This window comes from Pseudomonas sp. MF08817 (assembly GCF_059862705.1).
In genome coordinates this window covers 15618-32798 of record NZ_JCBCUY010000047.1, presented here as the reverse complement: position 1 = coordinate 32798, position 17181 = coordinate 15618, and the positions used below count along the sequence as shown (strand labels likewise).

Annotated in this window: 12 protein-coding genes; all 12 read left to right on the top strand. The window is 64.1% G+C overall.

The window, feature by feature from the left end; genetic code table 11:
• Positions 1 to 741: 741 nt before the first annotated feature.
• Complete coding sequence (locus tag AC19YR_RS22445; protein ID WP_095106160.1) at positions 742 to 2058, top strand: nucleotide sugar dehydrogenase; 1317 nt, start codon at positions 742 to 744, stop codon at positions 2056 to 2058.
• Between the two features lie 82 nt (positions 2059 to 2140).
• The gene (alg8, locus tag AC19YR_RS22440) at positions 2141 to 3622 is read left to right on the top strand and encodes a mannuronan synthase (RefSeq protein ID WP_095106159.1); all 1482 of its coding nucleotides are present in this window, start codon (positions 2141 to 2143) and stop codon (positions 3620 to 3622) included.
• Between the two features lie 33 nt (positions 3623 to 3655).
• Positions 3656 to 4843, top strand: a complete 1188-nt coding sequence (locus AC19YR_RS22435; protein WP_500600191.1) for a PilZ domain-containing protein — start codon at positions 3656 to 3658, stop codon at positions 4841 to 4843.
• A 14-nt stretch (positions 4844 to 4857) separates the two neighbouring features.
• Positions 4858 to 6393: an alginate biosynthesis TPR repeat lipoprotein AlgK gene (gene algK, locus AC19YR_RS22430; protein ID WP_500600189.1), complete on the top strand. Its 1536-nt coding sequence runs from the start codon at positions 4858 to 4860 to the stop codon at positions 6391 to 6393.
• Positions 6390 to 7859, top strand: coding sequence for an alginate export family protein (locus AC19YR_RS22425; RefSeq protein WP_500600187.1), 1470 nt, complete (start codon positions 6390 to 6392; stop codon positions 7857 to 7859). Before algK ends, AC19YR_RS22425 begins: the two co-directional genes overlap by 4 nt.
• Positions 7859 to 9436: a mannuronan 5-epimerase AlgG gene (algG, locus tag AC19YR_RS22420; RefSeq protein ID WP_500600185.1), complete on the top strand. Its 1578-nt coding sequence runs from the start codon at positions 7859 to 7861 to the stop codon at positions 9434 to 9436. The genes AC19YR_RS22425 and algG overlap by 1 nt, the downstream gene beginning before the upstream one ends.
• 11 nt (positions 9437 to 9447) lie before the next feature.
• Positions 9448 to 10893: an alginate O-acetyltransferase gene (locus tag AC19YR_RS22415; protein WP_500600183.1), complete on the top strand. Its 1446-nt coding sequence runs from the start codon at positions 9448 to 9450 to the stop codon at positions 10891 to 10893.
• 8 nt (positions 10894 to 10901) lie between these two features.
• Positions 10902 to 12002 (top strand): mannuronate-specific alginate lyase, encoded by a 1101-nt coding sequence (locus tag AC19YR_RS22410; protein WP_500600182.1) that lies wholly within the window; start codon positions 10902 to 10904, stop codon positions 12000 to 12002.
• A 192-nt stretch (positions 12003 to 12194) separates the two neighbouring features.
• Positions 12195 to 13724: an MBOAT family O-acyltransferase gene (locus tag AC19YR_RS22405; protein WP_500600180.1), complete on the top strand. Its 1530-nt coding sequence runs from the start codon at positions 12195 to 12197 to the stop codon at positions 13722 to 13724.
• An 11-nt stretch (positions 13725 to 13735) separates the two neighbouring features.
• On the top strand, positions 13736 to 14908 hold the full coding sequence (locus AC19YR_RS22400; RefSeq protein ID WP_095106147.1) for an alginate O-acetyltransferase: 1173 nt from the start codon (positions 13736 to 13738) through the stop codon (positions 14906 to 14908).
• Between the two features lie 17 nt (positions 14909 to 14925).
• Positions 14926 to 15555, top strand: a complete 630-nt coding sequence (locus AC19YR_RS22395; protein ID WP_095106145.1) for an alginate O-acetyltransferase AlgF — start codon at positions 14926 to 14928, stop codon at positions 15553 to 15555.
• Between the two features lie 104 nt (positions 15556 to 15659).
• Positions 15660 to 17111 carry a mannose-1-phosphate guanylyltransferase/mannose-6-phosphate isomerase gene (locus tag AC19YR_RS22390; protein ID WP_095106144.1) on the top strand — a complete coding sequence of 484 codons (1452 nt, stop codon included), beginning with the start codon at positions 15660 to 15662 and terminating at the stop codon, positions 17109 to 17111.
• Positions 17112 to 17181 lie beyond the last annotated feature (70 nt).

The following is a 17181-nucleotide window of genomic DNA, read 5'->3' as shown; positions in this document are numbered from 1 at the left end:
TGAGTCAGCTGCCGGTAATGCGTAGTCATCTGCGCTTGAATCCTTCGGTGTGAGAGCCTGGATTCTACCGGTGGCTGACTCTCTGCCTATCGTTTCAAACGTTGCACTTATTCTATGAATTCAGGGGCAAATAACTATCTACCCCGCTGAACTCCCCGCAACTAAGGGGCCAAACTGCAAATGCTATCAATATAGTATTAGTGCCATCTTTTTAAATATCCGCCCAATTGCGCAGAATCGAGATGAGTGGCCTGGAACTATGTGTTCCGAAGCGGCTCCTACAACCGGTAACGATTCTCACAAGATTTGTAAGAGATGACCTACACAACAACTTCCGCGCTGTCACTAAGTTGTCATTAAAACGTTGACTGGCCGGTCGAGTATTCAAACAACGGATCGAGAACTGGAGATAAGCATCATCACTATCCCCTACCAGGCCCCGGCTTAGCTCATCCCAACAGCCCGGCGCAGGCTCACCGGCAAGGTCCCCATCCCTTGCCCCAACGCCTGCCACCGCGGCTCGCGCACTGCCCCTGAAGGCAGTGCGCGACATTTCAGGGCAAGCCCTTATAACAAGGCCAAGTTGCGCACAACTTGAGTGCAGTTAATTAGCCACTCGAACTTTGTATGCCCGCACAGTGCATCGCGGCGCCTGTTCGCCCGTTATTCGAGTGCACCGACAACAGCAAAATCATTAACTCCGGCCATCTAATTGGCGTGATTAATACAGAGGTAAATACGATGCGCATCAGCATATTCGGTTTGGGTTACGTCGGCGCAGTCTGTGCCGGTTGCTTGTCCGCACGGGGCCATGAAGTCATTGGCGTGGATATCTCCCAAGACAAGATCGACCTCATCAACGCCGGCAAATCCCCCATCGTCGAACCGGGCCTGGGCGAATTGCTTGCCCTGGGCATTCACACCGGCCGCCTGCGGGGCACCACCGACTTCGCCGAGGCCATCCGCGGCAGCGACCTGTCGATGATCTGCGTCGGCACACCGAGCAAAAAGAACGGCGACCTGGAGCTCAACTACATCGAAGCCGTGTGCCGCGAGATCGGTTTTGTCCTGCGTGACAAGAGCACCCGCCACACCATCGTGGTGCGCAGCACCGTGTTGCCCGGCACCGTGAAAAACGTGGTGATCCCGATCCTCGAAGACTGCTCCGGGAAGAAGGCCGGGGTGGATTTCGGCGTGGCGGTCAACCCCGAGTTCCTGCGTGAAAGCACGGCGATCATGGACTACGACATGCCGCCTATGACCGTCATCGGCGAGTTCGACAGCGCCAGCGGCGACGTGCTGCAAGCCCTGTACGAAGAGCTCAAGGCACCGATCATCCGCAAGGGCATCGAAGTGGCCGAAATGATTAAGTACACCTGCAACGTCTGGCACGCCACCAAGGTCACCTTCGCCAACGAGATCGGCAACATCGCTAAGGCCGTGGGCGTGGACGGCCGTGAAGTGATGGAAGTGGTGTGCCAGGACAAGACCCTCAACCTCTCCCAGTACTACATGCGCCCCGGCTTCGCCTTCGGCGGCTCGTGCCTGCCCAAGGACGTGCGCGCCCTCACCTACCGCGCCAGCTCCCTGGACGTCGAAGCGCCACTGCTCAACTCGCTGATGCGCAGCAACGAATCCCAGGTGCAAAACGCCTTCGACATCATCAGCGGCCACGACAAACGCCGCGTCGCCCTGCTGGGCCTGAGCTTCAAGGCCGGCACCGACGACCTGCGCGAAAGCCCCCTGGTGGAACTGGCCGAAATGCTCATCGGCAAGGGCTTTGACCTGAGCATCTACGACAGCAACGTCGAATACGCGCGCATGCACGGCTCGAACAAGGACTACATCGAATCCAAGATCCCCCACGTCTCATCCCTGCTCAACGCCGACTTCGACTCGGTGATCGACAACAGCGACGTCATCATCCTGGGCAACCGCGACGAGAAATTCCGCGCCCTGGCCCAGACCGCCCCGCAGGGCAAACAAGTGATCGACCTGGTCGGCTTCATGAACCAGGCCACCAGCGTCAGCGGCCGCACTGAAGGAATTTGCTGGTAAGAGCAGCGGCAAGCGGCCAGTGAAGCGCTGTTCACTGGCCGCTTGCAACTGGCCGCTCCTTCTCTCTTTTGCGGAAAAGCCTATGTCCAAGCTAAATCAATTTTTCCTGCAAGCCGCTGGCTGGCTGTTGTACCTGAGCCTGTTGATGGGGCTGGCCGCGCTGTTGCCGCCGTCGATTTTCGACGCGCAGTCGCGCGACTTCATTTTCCTGATTGGCGCGGTGGGGATCTGGCGCTACTCCATGGGCGCCACCCACTTCATTCGCGGCATGCTGTTTCTCTACGTGGTCTACCCGCACCTGCGGCGCAAGGTGCGCAAACTCGGCGCCTCGGCAGACCCCTCCCATGTGTTCCTGATGGTCACCAGTTTTCGCATCGACGCCCTGACCACCGCCCAGGTCTACAGCTCGGTGATCCGCGAAGCCATCGACTGCGGCTTCCCCACCACCGTGGTCTGTTCCCTGGTGGAAATGTCCGATGAGCTGCTGGTCAAAAGCCTGTGGGCCCGGATGAACCCGCCCGAGCGCGTGCAACTGGATTTCGTGCGCATCGCCGGCACCGGCAAGCGCGATGGCCTGGCCTTTGGCTTTCGCGCCATCTCCCGGCACCTGCCGGACGACCGCGCCGTGGTCGCCGTGATCGATGGCGACACCGTGCTGGCCGAAGGCGTGGTGCGCAAGACCGTGCCCTGGTTCCAGTTGTTCGGCAATGTCGGCGGCCTGACCACCAACGAATTCTGCGAAGTGCGCGGCGGCTACGTGATGAGCCAATGGCACAAACTGCGTTTCGCCCAGCGCCACATCAACATGTGCTCCATGGCCCTGTCCAAGCGTGTGCTGACCATGACCGGGCGCATGTCGGTGTTCCGTGCCCGGGTGGTGACCGACCCGGCGTTCATCGCCGATGTGGAAAGCGACTCCCTGCAACACTGGCGCCTGGGCCGCTTCAAGTTTCTCACCGGTGACGACAAGTCCAGTTGGTTCAGCCTGATGCGCCTGGGCTACGACACCTTCTACGTGCCTGACGCGGCCATCCACACCGTGGAACACCCGCCCGAAAAAAGCTTCATCAAGGCCAGCCGCAAACTGATGTTCCGCTGGTACGGCAACAACCTGCGCCAGAACGCCCGCGCCCTGGGCCTGGGGGTCAAGCGCCTGGGCCTGTTCACCAGCGTGGTGCTGTTCGACCAGCGCGTGTCGATGTGGACCAGCCTCCTGGGCCTGACGGTAGCAATCATCGCCAGCTTCAAGTACGGCACCGCGTTCATCCTCGTCTACCTGCTGTGGATCGGCATCACCCGCCTGCTCCTGACCCTGCTGCTGGCCTGTTCCGGGCACCGCATCGGCCCGGCCTACCCGCTGATCCTCTATTACAACCAGATCGTCGGCGCGCTGGTGAAGATCTACGTGTTCTTCCGCCTCGACCAACAATCCTGGACCCGCCAGGACACCAAACTGACCCGCGACCTGCAAAGCGCCCAGCGCTGGTTCAACACCTGGTCGTCGCGAACCATGACCTTCTCCGCAGGCAGCATCTTCGTCGCCGTGCTGCTGATGATGGTTTGACCCGACCCGCCCGAATCAACAAGGACCTGCACCATGAACAGCTCACTCAACACCCGCGGCGCCAACGTCAACGTCGTCCACGAATCCGAAGCCCAGCGCCAGCACGCCCGGGTCAAGATCCCGGCGAAACTGCGCTTTATCGACGCCAGCGGCACCCCCCTGATGGCCCGCGTCGAAGACCTCAGCGCCGGCGGCCTGTGTTTCAACGCCGGCACCGGTAAACCCCTGGCCCTGGGCCAGGTACACAAGGGCCGCTTGCAGTTTGTCATCGACAACCTGGGCCTGGGCATGGACGTCGAACTGCTGATCCGCTCCTACGACCGCCAAAGCGGGCGCACCGGGTGCGAGTTCCAGAACCTCGAACCGCAAGACATCGCCACCCTGCGCCACCTCATCACCTCGCACCTGGCCGGCGACATCGTGACCCTGGGCGACGTGCTCGCCACCCTGCAACGGGACAACTTCACCAAGGCGCGCAAGGTCAAGGACAGCGGCAGCGGCATGAGCGTCTTCGGCCGTTTGCGCGCCGTGGTTTTCAGCGCCGGGATCTTCATCGTCGGCTTGGTGGCGTTCGGTTTTATTTTCAAATCGGTGTACGGCCTGTACTTCGTCAGCCACGCCCAGGCCGGCCTGGTGAGCGTGCCGGGGATGAACGTGACCATGCCCCGCGATGGCACCGTGCAAAGCCTGGTCAAGGCCGACGGCATGGCCGCCAAGGGCGCGCCGCTGGCCACGTTCAGCACCAGCATGCTCGACGTACTCAAGGGCCACCTGGACGAAGACCAATTGCAACCGGCCAAGGTCGAGGAACTGTTCGGCAAGCAAATGACCGGCACCCTCACCTCGCCCTGCGACTGCGTCGTCACCCAGCAACGGGTCGCCGACGGCCAGTACGCCAGCAAGGGCGACGTGATCTTCCAACTGGTGCCGCGCCATAGCCAGGCCAACGTGGAAGCACGCTTCACCTACCGCCAGTTCGCCGACGTGCGCCCCGGCACCCAGGTCAACTTCCAGGTCGCCGGCGAAGATGACGTGCGTCGCGGCACCATCGTCAGCAGCACCAGCCTCAACAGCGCCGACCTGGCCTCCGACATCCGCGTCCAGATCAAACCCGACGCCCCCCTCGACAGCGCCCTGGCCGGCCAACCGGTGGACGTGCGCAGCGACCGCGGCCCGTCGATGAACTGGCTGATCGACAAAGCCATGGCCGCCGGGCTCTGAGGGAGGACATGGCCATGACCACTTCACCCTCATCCCTGTGGACACAAACCTCTGTGGGAGCGGGCCTGCCCGCGATACAGGCCACGCGGTTTGCCTGGCAAACCCTGGCGAAGCTTTCGCAGCGCGGCACCGCCCCGACCGGTCCGGCCCCCACACAGGCTCGCCCCCGCAGCAGCGGCCTCGCCCTCTGCGCCCTGGCCCTGGCCCTGGCCGGTTGCGCCGGCCTGCCCGACCAGCGCCTGGCCAACGAAGCCCTCAAGCGCGGCGACACCGCGCTGGCGGCGCAGAACTACCGGCAACTGGCCGACCTGGGCTACAGCGAAGCCCAAGTCGGCTTGGCCGATATCCAGGTCGACAGCCGTGACCCGGCCCAACTCCAGCAGGCCGAAGCCACCTACCGCGCCGCCGCCCCGGTTTCGCCCCGCGCCCAGGCCCGCCTCGGGCGCCTGCTGGCCGCCAAACCCGGCGCCAGCGCCGCCGAACACCGCGAAGCGCAAACCCTGCTGAAAAAAGCCGCCGCCGCCGGCGAAGGCAACACGCGCCTGGCCCTGGCCATGCTCTACCTGCAACACCCTACAAGCTTCCCCGACGTCGATGCCCAGCAGCAAATCAGCCAATGGCGCGACGCCGGCTACCCCGAAGCGGGCCTGGCCCAGGTGCTGCTCTACCGCACCCAGGGCAGCTACGACCAGCACCTGGACGAAGTCCAAGCCATCTGCACCGCGGCGCTGGCCAGCACCGACATCTGCTACGTCGAACTGGCCACCGTCTACCAGAAAAAGGCCCAGCCCGAGCAACAGGCCGAGCTGATTAAACAGCTGCAAGCGGCCCATGCCCGCGGCACCGTCACTGCGCAACGGGTGGACAGCGTGGCCCGGGTGCTGGGCGACGCCAGCCTCGGCCAACCCGACGGCAAAACCGCCCAAGGCCTGCTCGAAGGCATCGCCCCCGGCTACCCGGCCGCGTGGGTCAGCCTCGCCCAATTGCTCTACGACTTCCCCGAACTGGGCGACACCGACACCCTGCTCCAGTACCTGGACAACGGCCGCGCCGCCGACCAGCCCCGCGCCGAACTGCTGCTGGGCAAGCTCTACTACGAAGGCAAAGTGCTGCCCGCCGACGCCCAGGTGGCCGAAGCGCACCTGCAAAAAGCCGTGGGCCGCGAGGTAGCCGCCGACTATTACCTGGGCCAGATCTACCGCCGTGGGTACCTGGGCCAGGTCTACCCGCAAAAGGCCCTCGACCATCTATTGACCGCCGCGCGCAACGGCCAGAACAGCGCCGATTTCGCCCTCGCCCAGCTCTTTTCCCAGGGCAAAGGCACCCGGCCCGACCCGGTCAACGCCTACGTCTTCAGCCAACTGGCCAAAACCCAGGACAGCCCCCAGGCCCATGAGCTGGCCCAGCAACTCGACGCCCAATTACCGCCCGCCCAACGGGCCCAGGCCCAACGCCTGCTGCAACAGGAACAGGCCGCCCGCGCCGCCATCAGCCCGGCCGCCCTGCCCCTGCACGCCCTGCAAGCAGAAGCCGGCGAGGAACCCCTATGAAGCTCAACCCATTCGTCAAGGCCGGCCTCGGCCTGTCCTTCGCCCTGCTGTGGTCGTGCCCGACCCTGGCGGCACTGACCGCAGACAAGAACTTCGGCCTGGAAGTGAAAATCACCGGCCAATCCGAAGACGACCGCGACCTGGGCACCGCCCGTGGCGGCGACGTCAACGGCATCGGCCTGGACCTGCGCCCCTGGCTGTACGGCGAGCGCGGTCACTGGAGCGCCTACGCCATGGGCCAGGCTGTGGCCGCCAGCGACATCATCGAAACCGACACCCTGCAACAAGCCAGCGCCGACGCCAGCCAACCCACCGACAACGGCGACCGGCGCAGCAAAAAAAACTACCTGGCCCTGCGCGAGTTCTGGGTCGGCTACAGCGGTTTCACGCCCTACCCCGGCGAGCAGCTCAAGTTCGGCCGCCAACGCCTGCGCAACGATGACGGCCAGTGGCGCGACACCAACATCGAAGCGCTGAACTGGACCTTCGACACCACCCTGCTGCGCGCCAACCTCGGCGCCGCCGAGCGCTTCAGCGAATACCGCACCGACCTCAAGGCACTCTCGCCCCAAGACGAAGATCGCCTGCACCTCTACGCTGACGTTGCCTACCAATGGACCCCCGGCCACTGGCTAGGCCTGCGCGGCCACCACAGCCAGGACGACGGCCAACTCGACTACCCAGTGCCGGGCCAAGCGGCCGATTCCCTGGACAAAAAACAGAACGGCGACCTCACCTGGTTGGGCCTTGAGGCCAACAGCGACGCCTACAACTGGCGCAACAGCAACACCGTCAATTACTGGGGCAGCGTTACCGGCATGCAGGGCGAGCGCGACCGCGTCAACCCCTTGAGCGCCGACGGCAGCCCCCCGGCCAACGCCAAGCGCCACGCCAACCTCGACGGCTGGGCCACCGACCTGGGCCTGCGCCTGCGCCTGGACGAACACTGGCAAGTGGGCGCCGCCTATGCCCGCGCCAGTGCCGACTACGAGCAGAACGGCCTGCAAAGCAACCGTTCCAACTTCACCGGCACCCGCTCGCGGGTGCACCGCTTCGGCGAAGCCTTCCGTGGCGAAACCGGCAACCTGCAAACCGCCACCCTGTTCGGCTCCTGGCAACTGCGCGACGACTACGACGCCAGCCTGGTCTACCACAAGTTCTGGCGCGTGGACGGTAAGCAACCGGTGGCCGGCAGCGGCATCAACGCAGTGGACAGCGACGCCGGGATTGCCGGCTCCGCCCTGCCCCAGGCCGATGGCAACAAAGACCTGGGCCAGGAAGTGGACCTGGTGGTCACCAAATACTTCAAGCAAGGCCTGCTGCCCGCCGCCCTGAGCCAGTCCATCGACGAACCAGCGGCCCTGGTGCGCTTTCGCGGTGGCGTGTTCAAGCCCGGCGATGCCTACGGCAAGGACGTCGACTCGTACATGCACCGCGCCTTTGTCGACGTGATCTGGCGCTTCTAATGGGAGCCTGTGCGATGAACCCCCACGCCTTCAAAGCCCCGTTGCTGGTCGCCCTGCTGCTGTGCGGCGCCACCGCCCAGGCCAGCGTCGAAGCCAAGGCGCCGACCCTGGCCAAAGAGCTGCAACAGGCCAAGACCTACACCGTCAGCAGCGCCCCGACCGCGCCGCTGGACCTGCCCAAACCCGCGCTGCCGGACCTCTCCGGCTACACCGCCGACGCGGTGGCGGCCAAGGTCGACCGGCGCCAACGCGGCAAGGCCAGCGTGCGCCGGATGATGCAAGAGAACGCCCTCAAGGACTTCATCGGCGGCGACAACAAAATGGCCGAATGGGTGGTGCGCCAACACGGCATCCCCCAGGCGATTTTCATCGACGACGGCTACCTCAACCTCAAGGACCTGGCCAAAGCCGTACCCAGCCAATACCTGCGCGAAACCGCCCCCGGCGTGTACCTGGCGCGCCTGCCCATCGTGGTCGGCGAAAAAGGCATCCTGGAAATCGACGGGCAAACCCAAGAGCTGCGCCTGTCCCAGGAGGCCGGTTCGTTCCTGGTCAACGACGGCCAATTGTTCGTGCGCGACAGCAAAATCACCGGGTGGCGCGAGCAGGCCAACGGCCCGGCGACTTTCCGCTCGGCCAAGGAGTTCCGCCCGTTCCTGCTGGCCTGGGGCGGCACCCAGACCTACATCGTCAACAGCCAGATGGCCAGTTTCGGCTATGCCAACAGCAAGTCCTACGGGGTGAGCATTTCCCAGTACACGCCCAACATGGCCAAGGTGCTCAAGCGCAAGGAGCCCACGGGCTGGATCATCGATTCCGAGTTCTCCGACATGTGGTACGGCTTCTACTGCTACGAAACCCAAGGCTTCGTCATCAAGGGCAGCACCTACCGCGACAACATCGTCTACGGCATCGACCCCCACGACCGTTCCCATGGCCTGGTGATCGCCGACAACACCGTGCATGGCACAAAAAAGAAGCACGGCATCATCATTTCCCGTGAGGTCAACGACAGCTTCATCTTCAACAACCGCAGCTACGACAACCAACTCTCGGGCCTGGTGATCGACCGCAACAGCGTCAACAACCTGATCGCCGACAACCACATCTACCGCAACCACACCGACGGCATCACCCTCTACGAGAGCGGCAACAACCTGCTGTGGGGCAACAAGGTCATCAGCAACCGCCGCCACGGCATCCGCGTGCGCAACAGCGTCAACATCCGCCTCTACGAAAACCTCGCCATGGCCAACGGCCTGACCGGCGTATACGGCCACATCAAGGATTTGAGCGACACCGACCGCAACATCGAACTCGACCCCTTCGACGCCCAGGTTTCGCTGATCCTGGTGGGCGGCGAGCTGGCCGGCAACGGCAGCGGCCCGCTGTCCATCGACTCGCCGCTGAGCATCGAGCTGTACCGCGTCTCGATGCTGGCGCCGACCAAATCCAGTGGCATCAGCTTCAACGGCATCCTGGGCGAGCGCCAGGACGAAATCCTCGACCTGCTGGTGCGCCAACGCAAAGCCGTGCTGATCGACCCCGTTGAACGCCAGACCCCTTTGCAGCCATGAGGACGCCCGCCATGAAGCCCCACATCAAAACCCTGCTGGGCCTTTCGGGCCTGACCCTGGGCCTGCTCGCCGCCGGCACTGCCCGCGCCGACCAGCCCGCGGCCCCGGTCTTCAGCGCCGAGCCGTGCTGCAACCTGTGCCCAGCCGCCCACGACGCGAAAAACTACACCACCCGCTACCAGCAGAACTTCACCACCCTGGTGCAAGCCCAGGGCGACTGGCTGTTCCGCACCCAGGAAGACCTGCGCACCGAGTTCGACACCAGCGCCGCCGGCTACAAGCGCCTCCAGCAATTGCACGACGCGTTCAAGAGCAAAGGCGTGGAACTGGTGCTGGTCTACCAACCCACCCGGGGCCTGGTGAACCGCAGCAAGCTCAACCCCGCCGAGCAGGCACGCTTTGATTTCGATAAAGCGCTGCGCAATTACCAAGGCATGCTCGGGCGCTTCGCCGCCATGGGCTACGTGGTGCCCGACCTCTCGCCCCTGGCCGACGAACGCCTGCCCGAGACCCTGCCGGCCCACGACTTCTACTTTCGTGGCGACCAGCACTGGACCCCCTACGGCGCCCAGCGCACGGCGAAAATCGTCGCCGCCAAGGTCAAGCAACTGCCGCAATTCGCCGACATTCCCCAGCGCGCATTCGAAACCAAAAAAACCGGGCGCATGGGCAAGACCGGCACCCTGCACAACATGGCCGGGCAACTGTGCGGCACCAGTTACGCCATCCAGTACATGGACCAATTCACCACCGAGCCCAAGGGCGAGGCCGGCGACGGCGACCTGTTCGGCGACAGCGCCCAGGCACAGATCACCCTGGTGGGCACCAGCCACAGCGGCAAGAACTACAACTTCGCCGGTTTCCTGCAAGAGGCCATCGGCGCCGACATCCTCAACGTCGCGTTCCCCGGCGGGGGCCTGGAAGGCTCGATGATCCAGTACCTGGGCAGCGAAGAATTCCAGAACAACCCGCCGAAAATCCTGATCTGGGAATTCTCGCCCCTGTACCGCCTCGACCAGGAAACCACCTACCGGCAAATGATGGCCCTGCTGGACAACGGCTGCGAAGGCAAACCGGCGCAAATGAGCGCCAACAAAACCCTTAAGCCGGGCAAGAACGAACTGCTGGTCAACAGCCGCAACCTGGACCTGCGCAACGGCAACCACCAGGTCGATATCCGCTTCGCCGACCCCTCGGTGAAAACCCTGCAAGCCACCCTCTGGTACATGAACGGCCGCCACGAGGACATCAAGCTCGACAAACCCGACACCGCCGACACCGACGGGCGCTTCGCCTTCGAGCTACGCACCGACGAAGACTGGGCCGCCCAGACCCTGCTCGCCGTCGAGGTGCAAGGCCCCGAGGCCGGTGCCCAGGGGCAGAAAATCCAGGCCCGGGTTTGCCAACGCAACACCTTCCCCAGCGCCGGGCAACGCACCGCCCAACTGGCGCCATGAGGTTACTTATGCACAGCCCATTTACCCGTTTGTTCACCCCGGCCCTGCTGGGCCTGGCTCTGTTCGCCGGCGCAGCGGATGCCGCGCTGCGCCCGCCCCTGGGCTACTTCGCCCCGGTGGAAACCTTCAAGACCGGCGACTACACCTCCGACTGCGGCGCCATCCCCGCGCCCTACACCGGCGCCCTGCAATTTCGCAGCAAATACGAAGGCTCGGACAAGGCCCGCGCCACCCTCAATAGCCAGTCGGAGAAGGCCTTCCGCGACAGCACTGCGAACATCACCACCCTGGAGCGGGGCGTGAGCAAACAGGTGATGCAGTTCATGCGCGACGGCCGCCCCGAGCAGTTGCAATGCACCCTGGACTGGCTCACCGCGTGGGCCGGGGCCGATGCGCTGATGTCCAAGGACTTCAACCACACCGGCAAATCCATGCGCAAATGGGCCTTGGGCAGCATGGCCTCGGCCTATATCCGCCTGAAGTTTTCCGAGTCCAGGCCCTTGGCCCGCCACGAACCGCAAGCCCGGCAGATCGAGGCCTGGTTCGCGAACATGGCCGAGCAAGTGGTGCGCGACTGGGACAACCTGCCCCTGGAAAAAACCAACAACCATTCGTACTGGGCCGCGTGGTCGGTGATGGCCAGCGCCATCGCCACCGACCGCCGCGACCTGTTCGACTGGGCGGTCAAGCAATACAAAGTCGGCGCCAACCAGGTCGACGCCCAGGGCTATTTGCCCAACGAACTCAAGCGCCAGCAACGCGCCCTGGCCTACCACAACTACGCCTTGCCGCCCTTGGCGATGATCGCCAGTTTCGCCCAGGCCAACGGTGTGGACCTGCGCAACGAAAACCACGACGCCCTCAAACGCCTCGGCGAGCGGGTGTTGGCCGGGGTTCAAGACGCCGACGACTTCCAGGCCCGCAGCGGCAAAAAACAGGACCTGAGCGACCTCAAGGTCGAGGCCAAATTCGCCTGGCTCGAACCCTTCTGCAGCCTCTACACCTGCGCGCCGGACGTGCTGGCGCGCAAGCGGCAGATGCAGCCGTTCAAGACCTTCCGCCTCGGCGGCGACTTGACCCAGGTGTATGACCCACGCAAAGGCACTTGAACCCCTGTGGGAGCGAGCCCGCTCGCGATGACGGCGGCACAGCCTGAGATCGCGAGCAGGCTCGCTCCCACCGACCCAGGCTCGCGCCCAAAGGTGGCGGGCAAGGCATGAATTGATCGCCCCCCCAGTTTCCACCGGGGGGTTTGGGGGGGCCGTTGGCCCTTACTGTTGGCTACACACGGAGAGATCGGGATGGTGTTTTCATCCAATGTGTTCCTGTTTTTGTTCTTGCCGATTTTCCTCGGCTTGTACTACTTGAGCGGGCAACGCTACCGCAACCTGCTGCTGCTGATGGCCAGCTACGTGTTCTATGCCTGGTGGCGGGTGGACTTCCTGGCGCTGTTCATCGGCGTCACCCTGTGGAACTACTGGATCGGCCTCAAGGTGGGCGCCGCCGGGGTGCGCACCAAACCGGCGCAGCGCTGGCTGTTGCTGGGGGTGGTGGTGGACCTGGGCATCCTCGGCTACTTCAAGTACGCCAACTTCGGCGTCGAGAGCATCAACGCCATGATGACCTCGGTGGGCCTGGAGCCCTTTATCCTCACCCACGTGCTGCTGCCCATCGGCATCTCGTTCTACGTGTTCGAGTCCATCAGCTACATCATCGACGTGTACCGCGGCGACACTCCGGCCACGCGTAACCTCATCGATTTCGCGGCGTTCGTGGCGATCTTCCCGCACCTGATCGCAGGCCCCGTGCTGCGCTTTCGCGACCTGGCCGAGCAGTTCAACCACCGCACCCACACCCTGGATAAATTCTCCGAGGGCTGCACGCGGTTCATGCAGGGTTTCATCAAGAAGGTGTTCATCGCCGACACCCTGGCGGTGGTCGCCGACCACTGCTTCGCCCTGCAAAACCCCACCACGGGCGACGCCTGGCTCGGCGCCCTGGCCTACACCGCGCAGCTGTACTTCGACTTCAGCGGCTACAGCGACATGGCCATCGGCCTGGGCCTGATGATGGGTTTTCGCTTCATGGAAAACTTCAAGCAACCCTACATCAGCCAGTCCATCACCGAGTTCTGGCGGCGCTGGCACATCAGCCTGTCCACCTGGCTGCGCGACTACCTCTACATCACCCTGGGCGGCAACCGCAAAGGCACCCTCACCACCTACCGCAACCTGTTTTTGACCATGCTCCTGGGCGGTTTGTGGCACGGCGCCAACATCACCTACATCGTCTGGGGCGCGTGGCACGGCCTGTGGCTGGCGATTGAAAAGGCCATCGGCCTGAACACCACGGCGCGTAGTTTCAACCCCGTGCGCTGGGCCCTGACCTTCCTGCTGGTGGTGATGGGCTGGGTGATCTTCCGCGCCGAAAACCTGCACGTGGCCGGGCGCATGTACGGCGCCATGTTCAGCTTCGGTGACTGGCAACTCTCGGAACTCAACCGCGCCAGCCTCACCGGCCTGCAAGTGGCCACCCTGGTATTGGCCTACGCCACCCTGGCGTTCTTCGGCCTGCGTGACTTTTATCGCGACCGCCCAGGCCAACCCCAACCGGTGGGAGCGAGCCCTGCTCACGATGGGGCGGCCGCCACCTCGCTGGCAGCGCTGTCGCGAGCAGGCTCGCGCCCACAAGCGCAGGTCGCTCAGGGACACAGCATCACCCTCGACTGGCCCCGCTATGCCCTGCGTGCCCTGGTGCTGCTGCTGTTTATCGCCTCCATCCTGAAACTCTCGGCGCAAAGCTTTTCGCCGTTCCTTTACTTCCAGTTCTGAGGGCGCCTGCCATGACCCGCTCTTTACGCCTCCTCTACATCGCGCTGTTCCTGGCCCTGCTGCTCGTGCTGGGCGGCTGGTCGCTGCGCAGCTTTTTCGGCTTTGCCACCGGCCCCGACGCCAGCGTGCTCAACGGGCGCTGGAGCAAAGCGGTAGAGACCCACTACGACGACCAATTCCCCATCAAACGCCTGGGCACCAACCTGTGGGCCGCGCTGGATTTCAAACTGTTCAACGAAGGCCGCCCCGGCGTGGTGCTGGGCCGCAGCCAATGGCTGTACAGCGACGAAGAGTTCAACCCGGCCGTCAACGAAGAACTCAACCTGCAAGGCAACTACGCCCTGGTCGAAGGCGTGCGCCAGGCCCTCAAGGACAAAGGCGTGCAACTGGTGATGGCGGTGGTGCCGGCCAAGGCGCGCCTGTACCCCGAACACCTGGGCGAAGTGCAACCGGCGCGCATCCACGCCGACCTGTACCGCGACTTCCACGCACGCCTGGCCGCCCACCGGGTGCTGGCCCCCGACCTGCTCGGCCCCCTGCAACGGGCCAAACAGGCCGGCGAGCAGGTGTTCCTGCGCACCGACACCCACTGGACCCCGCAAGGCGCGCAGATCGCCGCCGAGCAACTGGCCCACACCATCCGCGCTAAAACGCCCCTGAGCGGCGAGCCCCAGCGCTTTGTCACCGAGGCCAGCGAGCGGGTCAGCCACCAGGGCGACCTGCGCCGCTTCCTGCCCCTGGACCCACTGTTCGAGAACCTCATGCCGGCCCGCGAGCCCCTGGACAAACGCGTGACCCGTGCCGTCGAGCCTGGCGCCGGCGACGACGCCCTGTTCGCCGACCGCGAAGTCCCGGTGGCGCTGGTGGGCACCAGCTACAGCGCCAACCCCGACTGGAACTTCGTCGGTGCCCTCAAGCAAGCCCTGAGCAGCGACGTACTCAGCTACGCCGAAGACGGCCACGGGCCGATCCTGCCGATGCTCAGCTACCTCAAGAGCGACGACTTCATCCACCACCCGCCCCAGGTGCTGATCTGGGAATTCCCCGAGCGCTACCTGCCCGTCAACAACGAAATCGGCGACGCCGACCCGCAGTGGGTCGCGGCGCTCAAGCAAACCGGCGCACGCCAACAAAGCGTGGCCAGCAGCCCTAAACCCGAGACGCCCACCCGGGCGCAAAACTGAAGAAGAGAGGTACACCCATGACCTTCCCCACCCGTTTCGCCCACACCCTCGTCCTGGCCGCCGGCCTGGGCCTCATGGCCCCCGCCTTCGCCGGCGACGCCGCGCTCTACGGCCCGGTGGCGCCCAAGGGCTCCAGCTTTGTGCGCGTGTACAACGCCAGCAATGCTGAGGTCAGCGCCACCGTCGGCAGCACCAACCTCAACGAGGTCGCCCCCCTGGCCAGCAGCGACTTCAGCTTCATGCCCGGCGGCGACTACAGCGCCAAAGTCGGCAGCCAGAACCTGGCGGTGAAACTGGCCGCCGACCACTACTACACCCTGGTCACTACCGGCAAAGGCCAGCCGCAACTGATCGAAGAACCGCCGTTCAAGAACAAACAGAAATCCCTGGTGCGCGTGCAAAACCTCAGCGACAAACCCCTGACCCTGAAAACCGCCGACGGCAAGACCGAAGTGGTCAAGCGCGTGGCCGCCCAGGGCCGTGGCGAGCGCGAAATCAACCCGGTGAAAGTCAGCCTGGCCCTGTACGACGGCAACCAGAAAGTCGGCGACGTCAAACCCGTCGCCCTGGAGCGCGGCGAAGCGGCGGTGCTGTACGTCACCGGCCAGGGCGCCAGCCTTTCTCCCGTGTGGGTCAAGGCGCGCTGAGTGCGCCCAGCTACTAGCGGCAAGCTGCAAGTAAAAAGCCCTTACTTGCCGCTTGAAGCTTGCCGCTTGCAACTGCCCTCCCCCTCTTTTTTCGGAGAAAAACCATGATCCCAGTCATCCTGTCCGGCGGTAGCGGTTCGCGTCTGTGGCCGCTGTCGCGCAAGCAATTTCCCAAGCAGTTCCTGGCCCTGACCGGCGAGCACACCCTGTTCCAGCAAACCCTGGAGCGCCTGGTGTTCGACGGCATGGACGCGCCCATTGTGGTGTGCAACAAGGACCACCGCTTTATCGTCAACGAACAACTGGCCAGCCGTGGCCTGGACACCCAGCGCATCCTGATGGAGCCATTCGGGCGCAACACCGCGCCGGCTGTGGCCTTGACCGCAATGATGCTGGTCAACGAGGGCCGCGATGAGCTAATGCTGGTGCTGCCCGCCGACCACGTGCTCGACGATCAAAAAGCCCTGCAACGCGCCCTCGCCCTGGCCACCGTGGCCGCCGAGCGCGGCGAGATGGTGCTGTTCGGCGTGCCGGCGACCAAACCGGAAACCGGCTACGGCTACATCAAGGCCAACCTCGATGCCGCGCTGCCCGAAGGCGTGAGCCGGGTGCAGCGCTTTGTCGAAAAACCCGACGTCAAACGTGCCACCGCATTCATCAAGGAGGGCGGTTACTTCTGGAACAGCGGCATGTTCCTGTTCCGTGCCAGCCGCTTCCTCGAAGAGCTGAAAAAACACGACCCGGACATCTACGACACCTGCCTGCTGACCCTGGAACGCAGCGAACAGGACGCCGACACCCTGACCTTCGACGAAGCCACCTTCGCCTGCTGCCCCGACAACTCCATCGACTACGCCGTGATGGAAAAAACCCTCGACGCCTGCGTGGTGCCGCTGAGCGCCGGGTGGAGCGACGTGGGCTGCTGGTCGTCGCTATGGGAAGTCAACGCCAAGGACGCCAACGGCAACGTCACCAAGGGCGACGTGGTGATCCAGGACAGCCGCAACTGCATGATCCACGGCAACGGCAAACTGGTTTCGGTGATCGGCCTGGAAAACATCGTGGTCGTGGAAACCAAGGACGCGATGATGATCGCCCACAAGGACAAGGTCCAAGGCGTCAAACAGATGGTCAACACCCTCAACGCCCAGGGCCGCAGCGAAACCCAGAACCACTGCGAGGTCTACCGCCCGTGGGGCTCCTACGACTCGGTGGACATGGGCGGGCGCTTCCAGGTCAAGCACATCTCGGTCAAACCCGGCGCGTGCCTGTCGCTGCAAATGCACCACCACCGCGCCGAACACTGGATCGTGGTCAGCGGCACCGCCGAAGTCACCTGCGATGACAACGTGTTTTTGCTCACCGAAAACCAGTCCACCTACATCCCCATCGCCTCCGTCCACCGCTTGCGCAACCCGGGCAAGATCCCCCTGGAAATCATCGAAGTGCAGTCCGGCAGCTACCTGGGCGAAGACGACATCGAACGCTTCGAGGACATCTACGGCCGCTCCACCCCGCTGGAGCGCGGCGTGTCGGTGAAAACCATCGCCCAGTGACGAGCCTCTCGTGTAGGTGCTGACTGTGTGGGCGCGAGCAGGCTCGCGCCCACACAGGCTCAAGTAACCG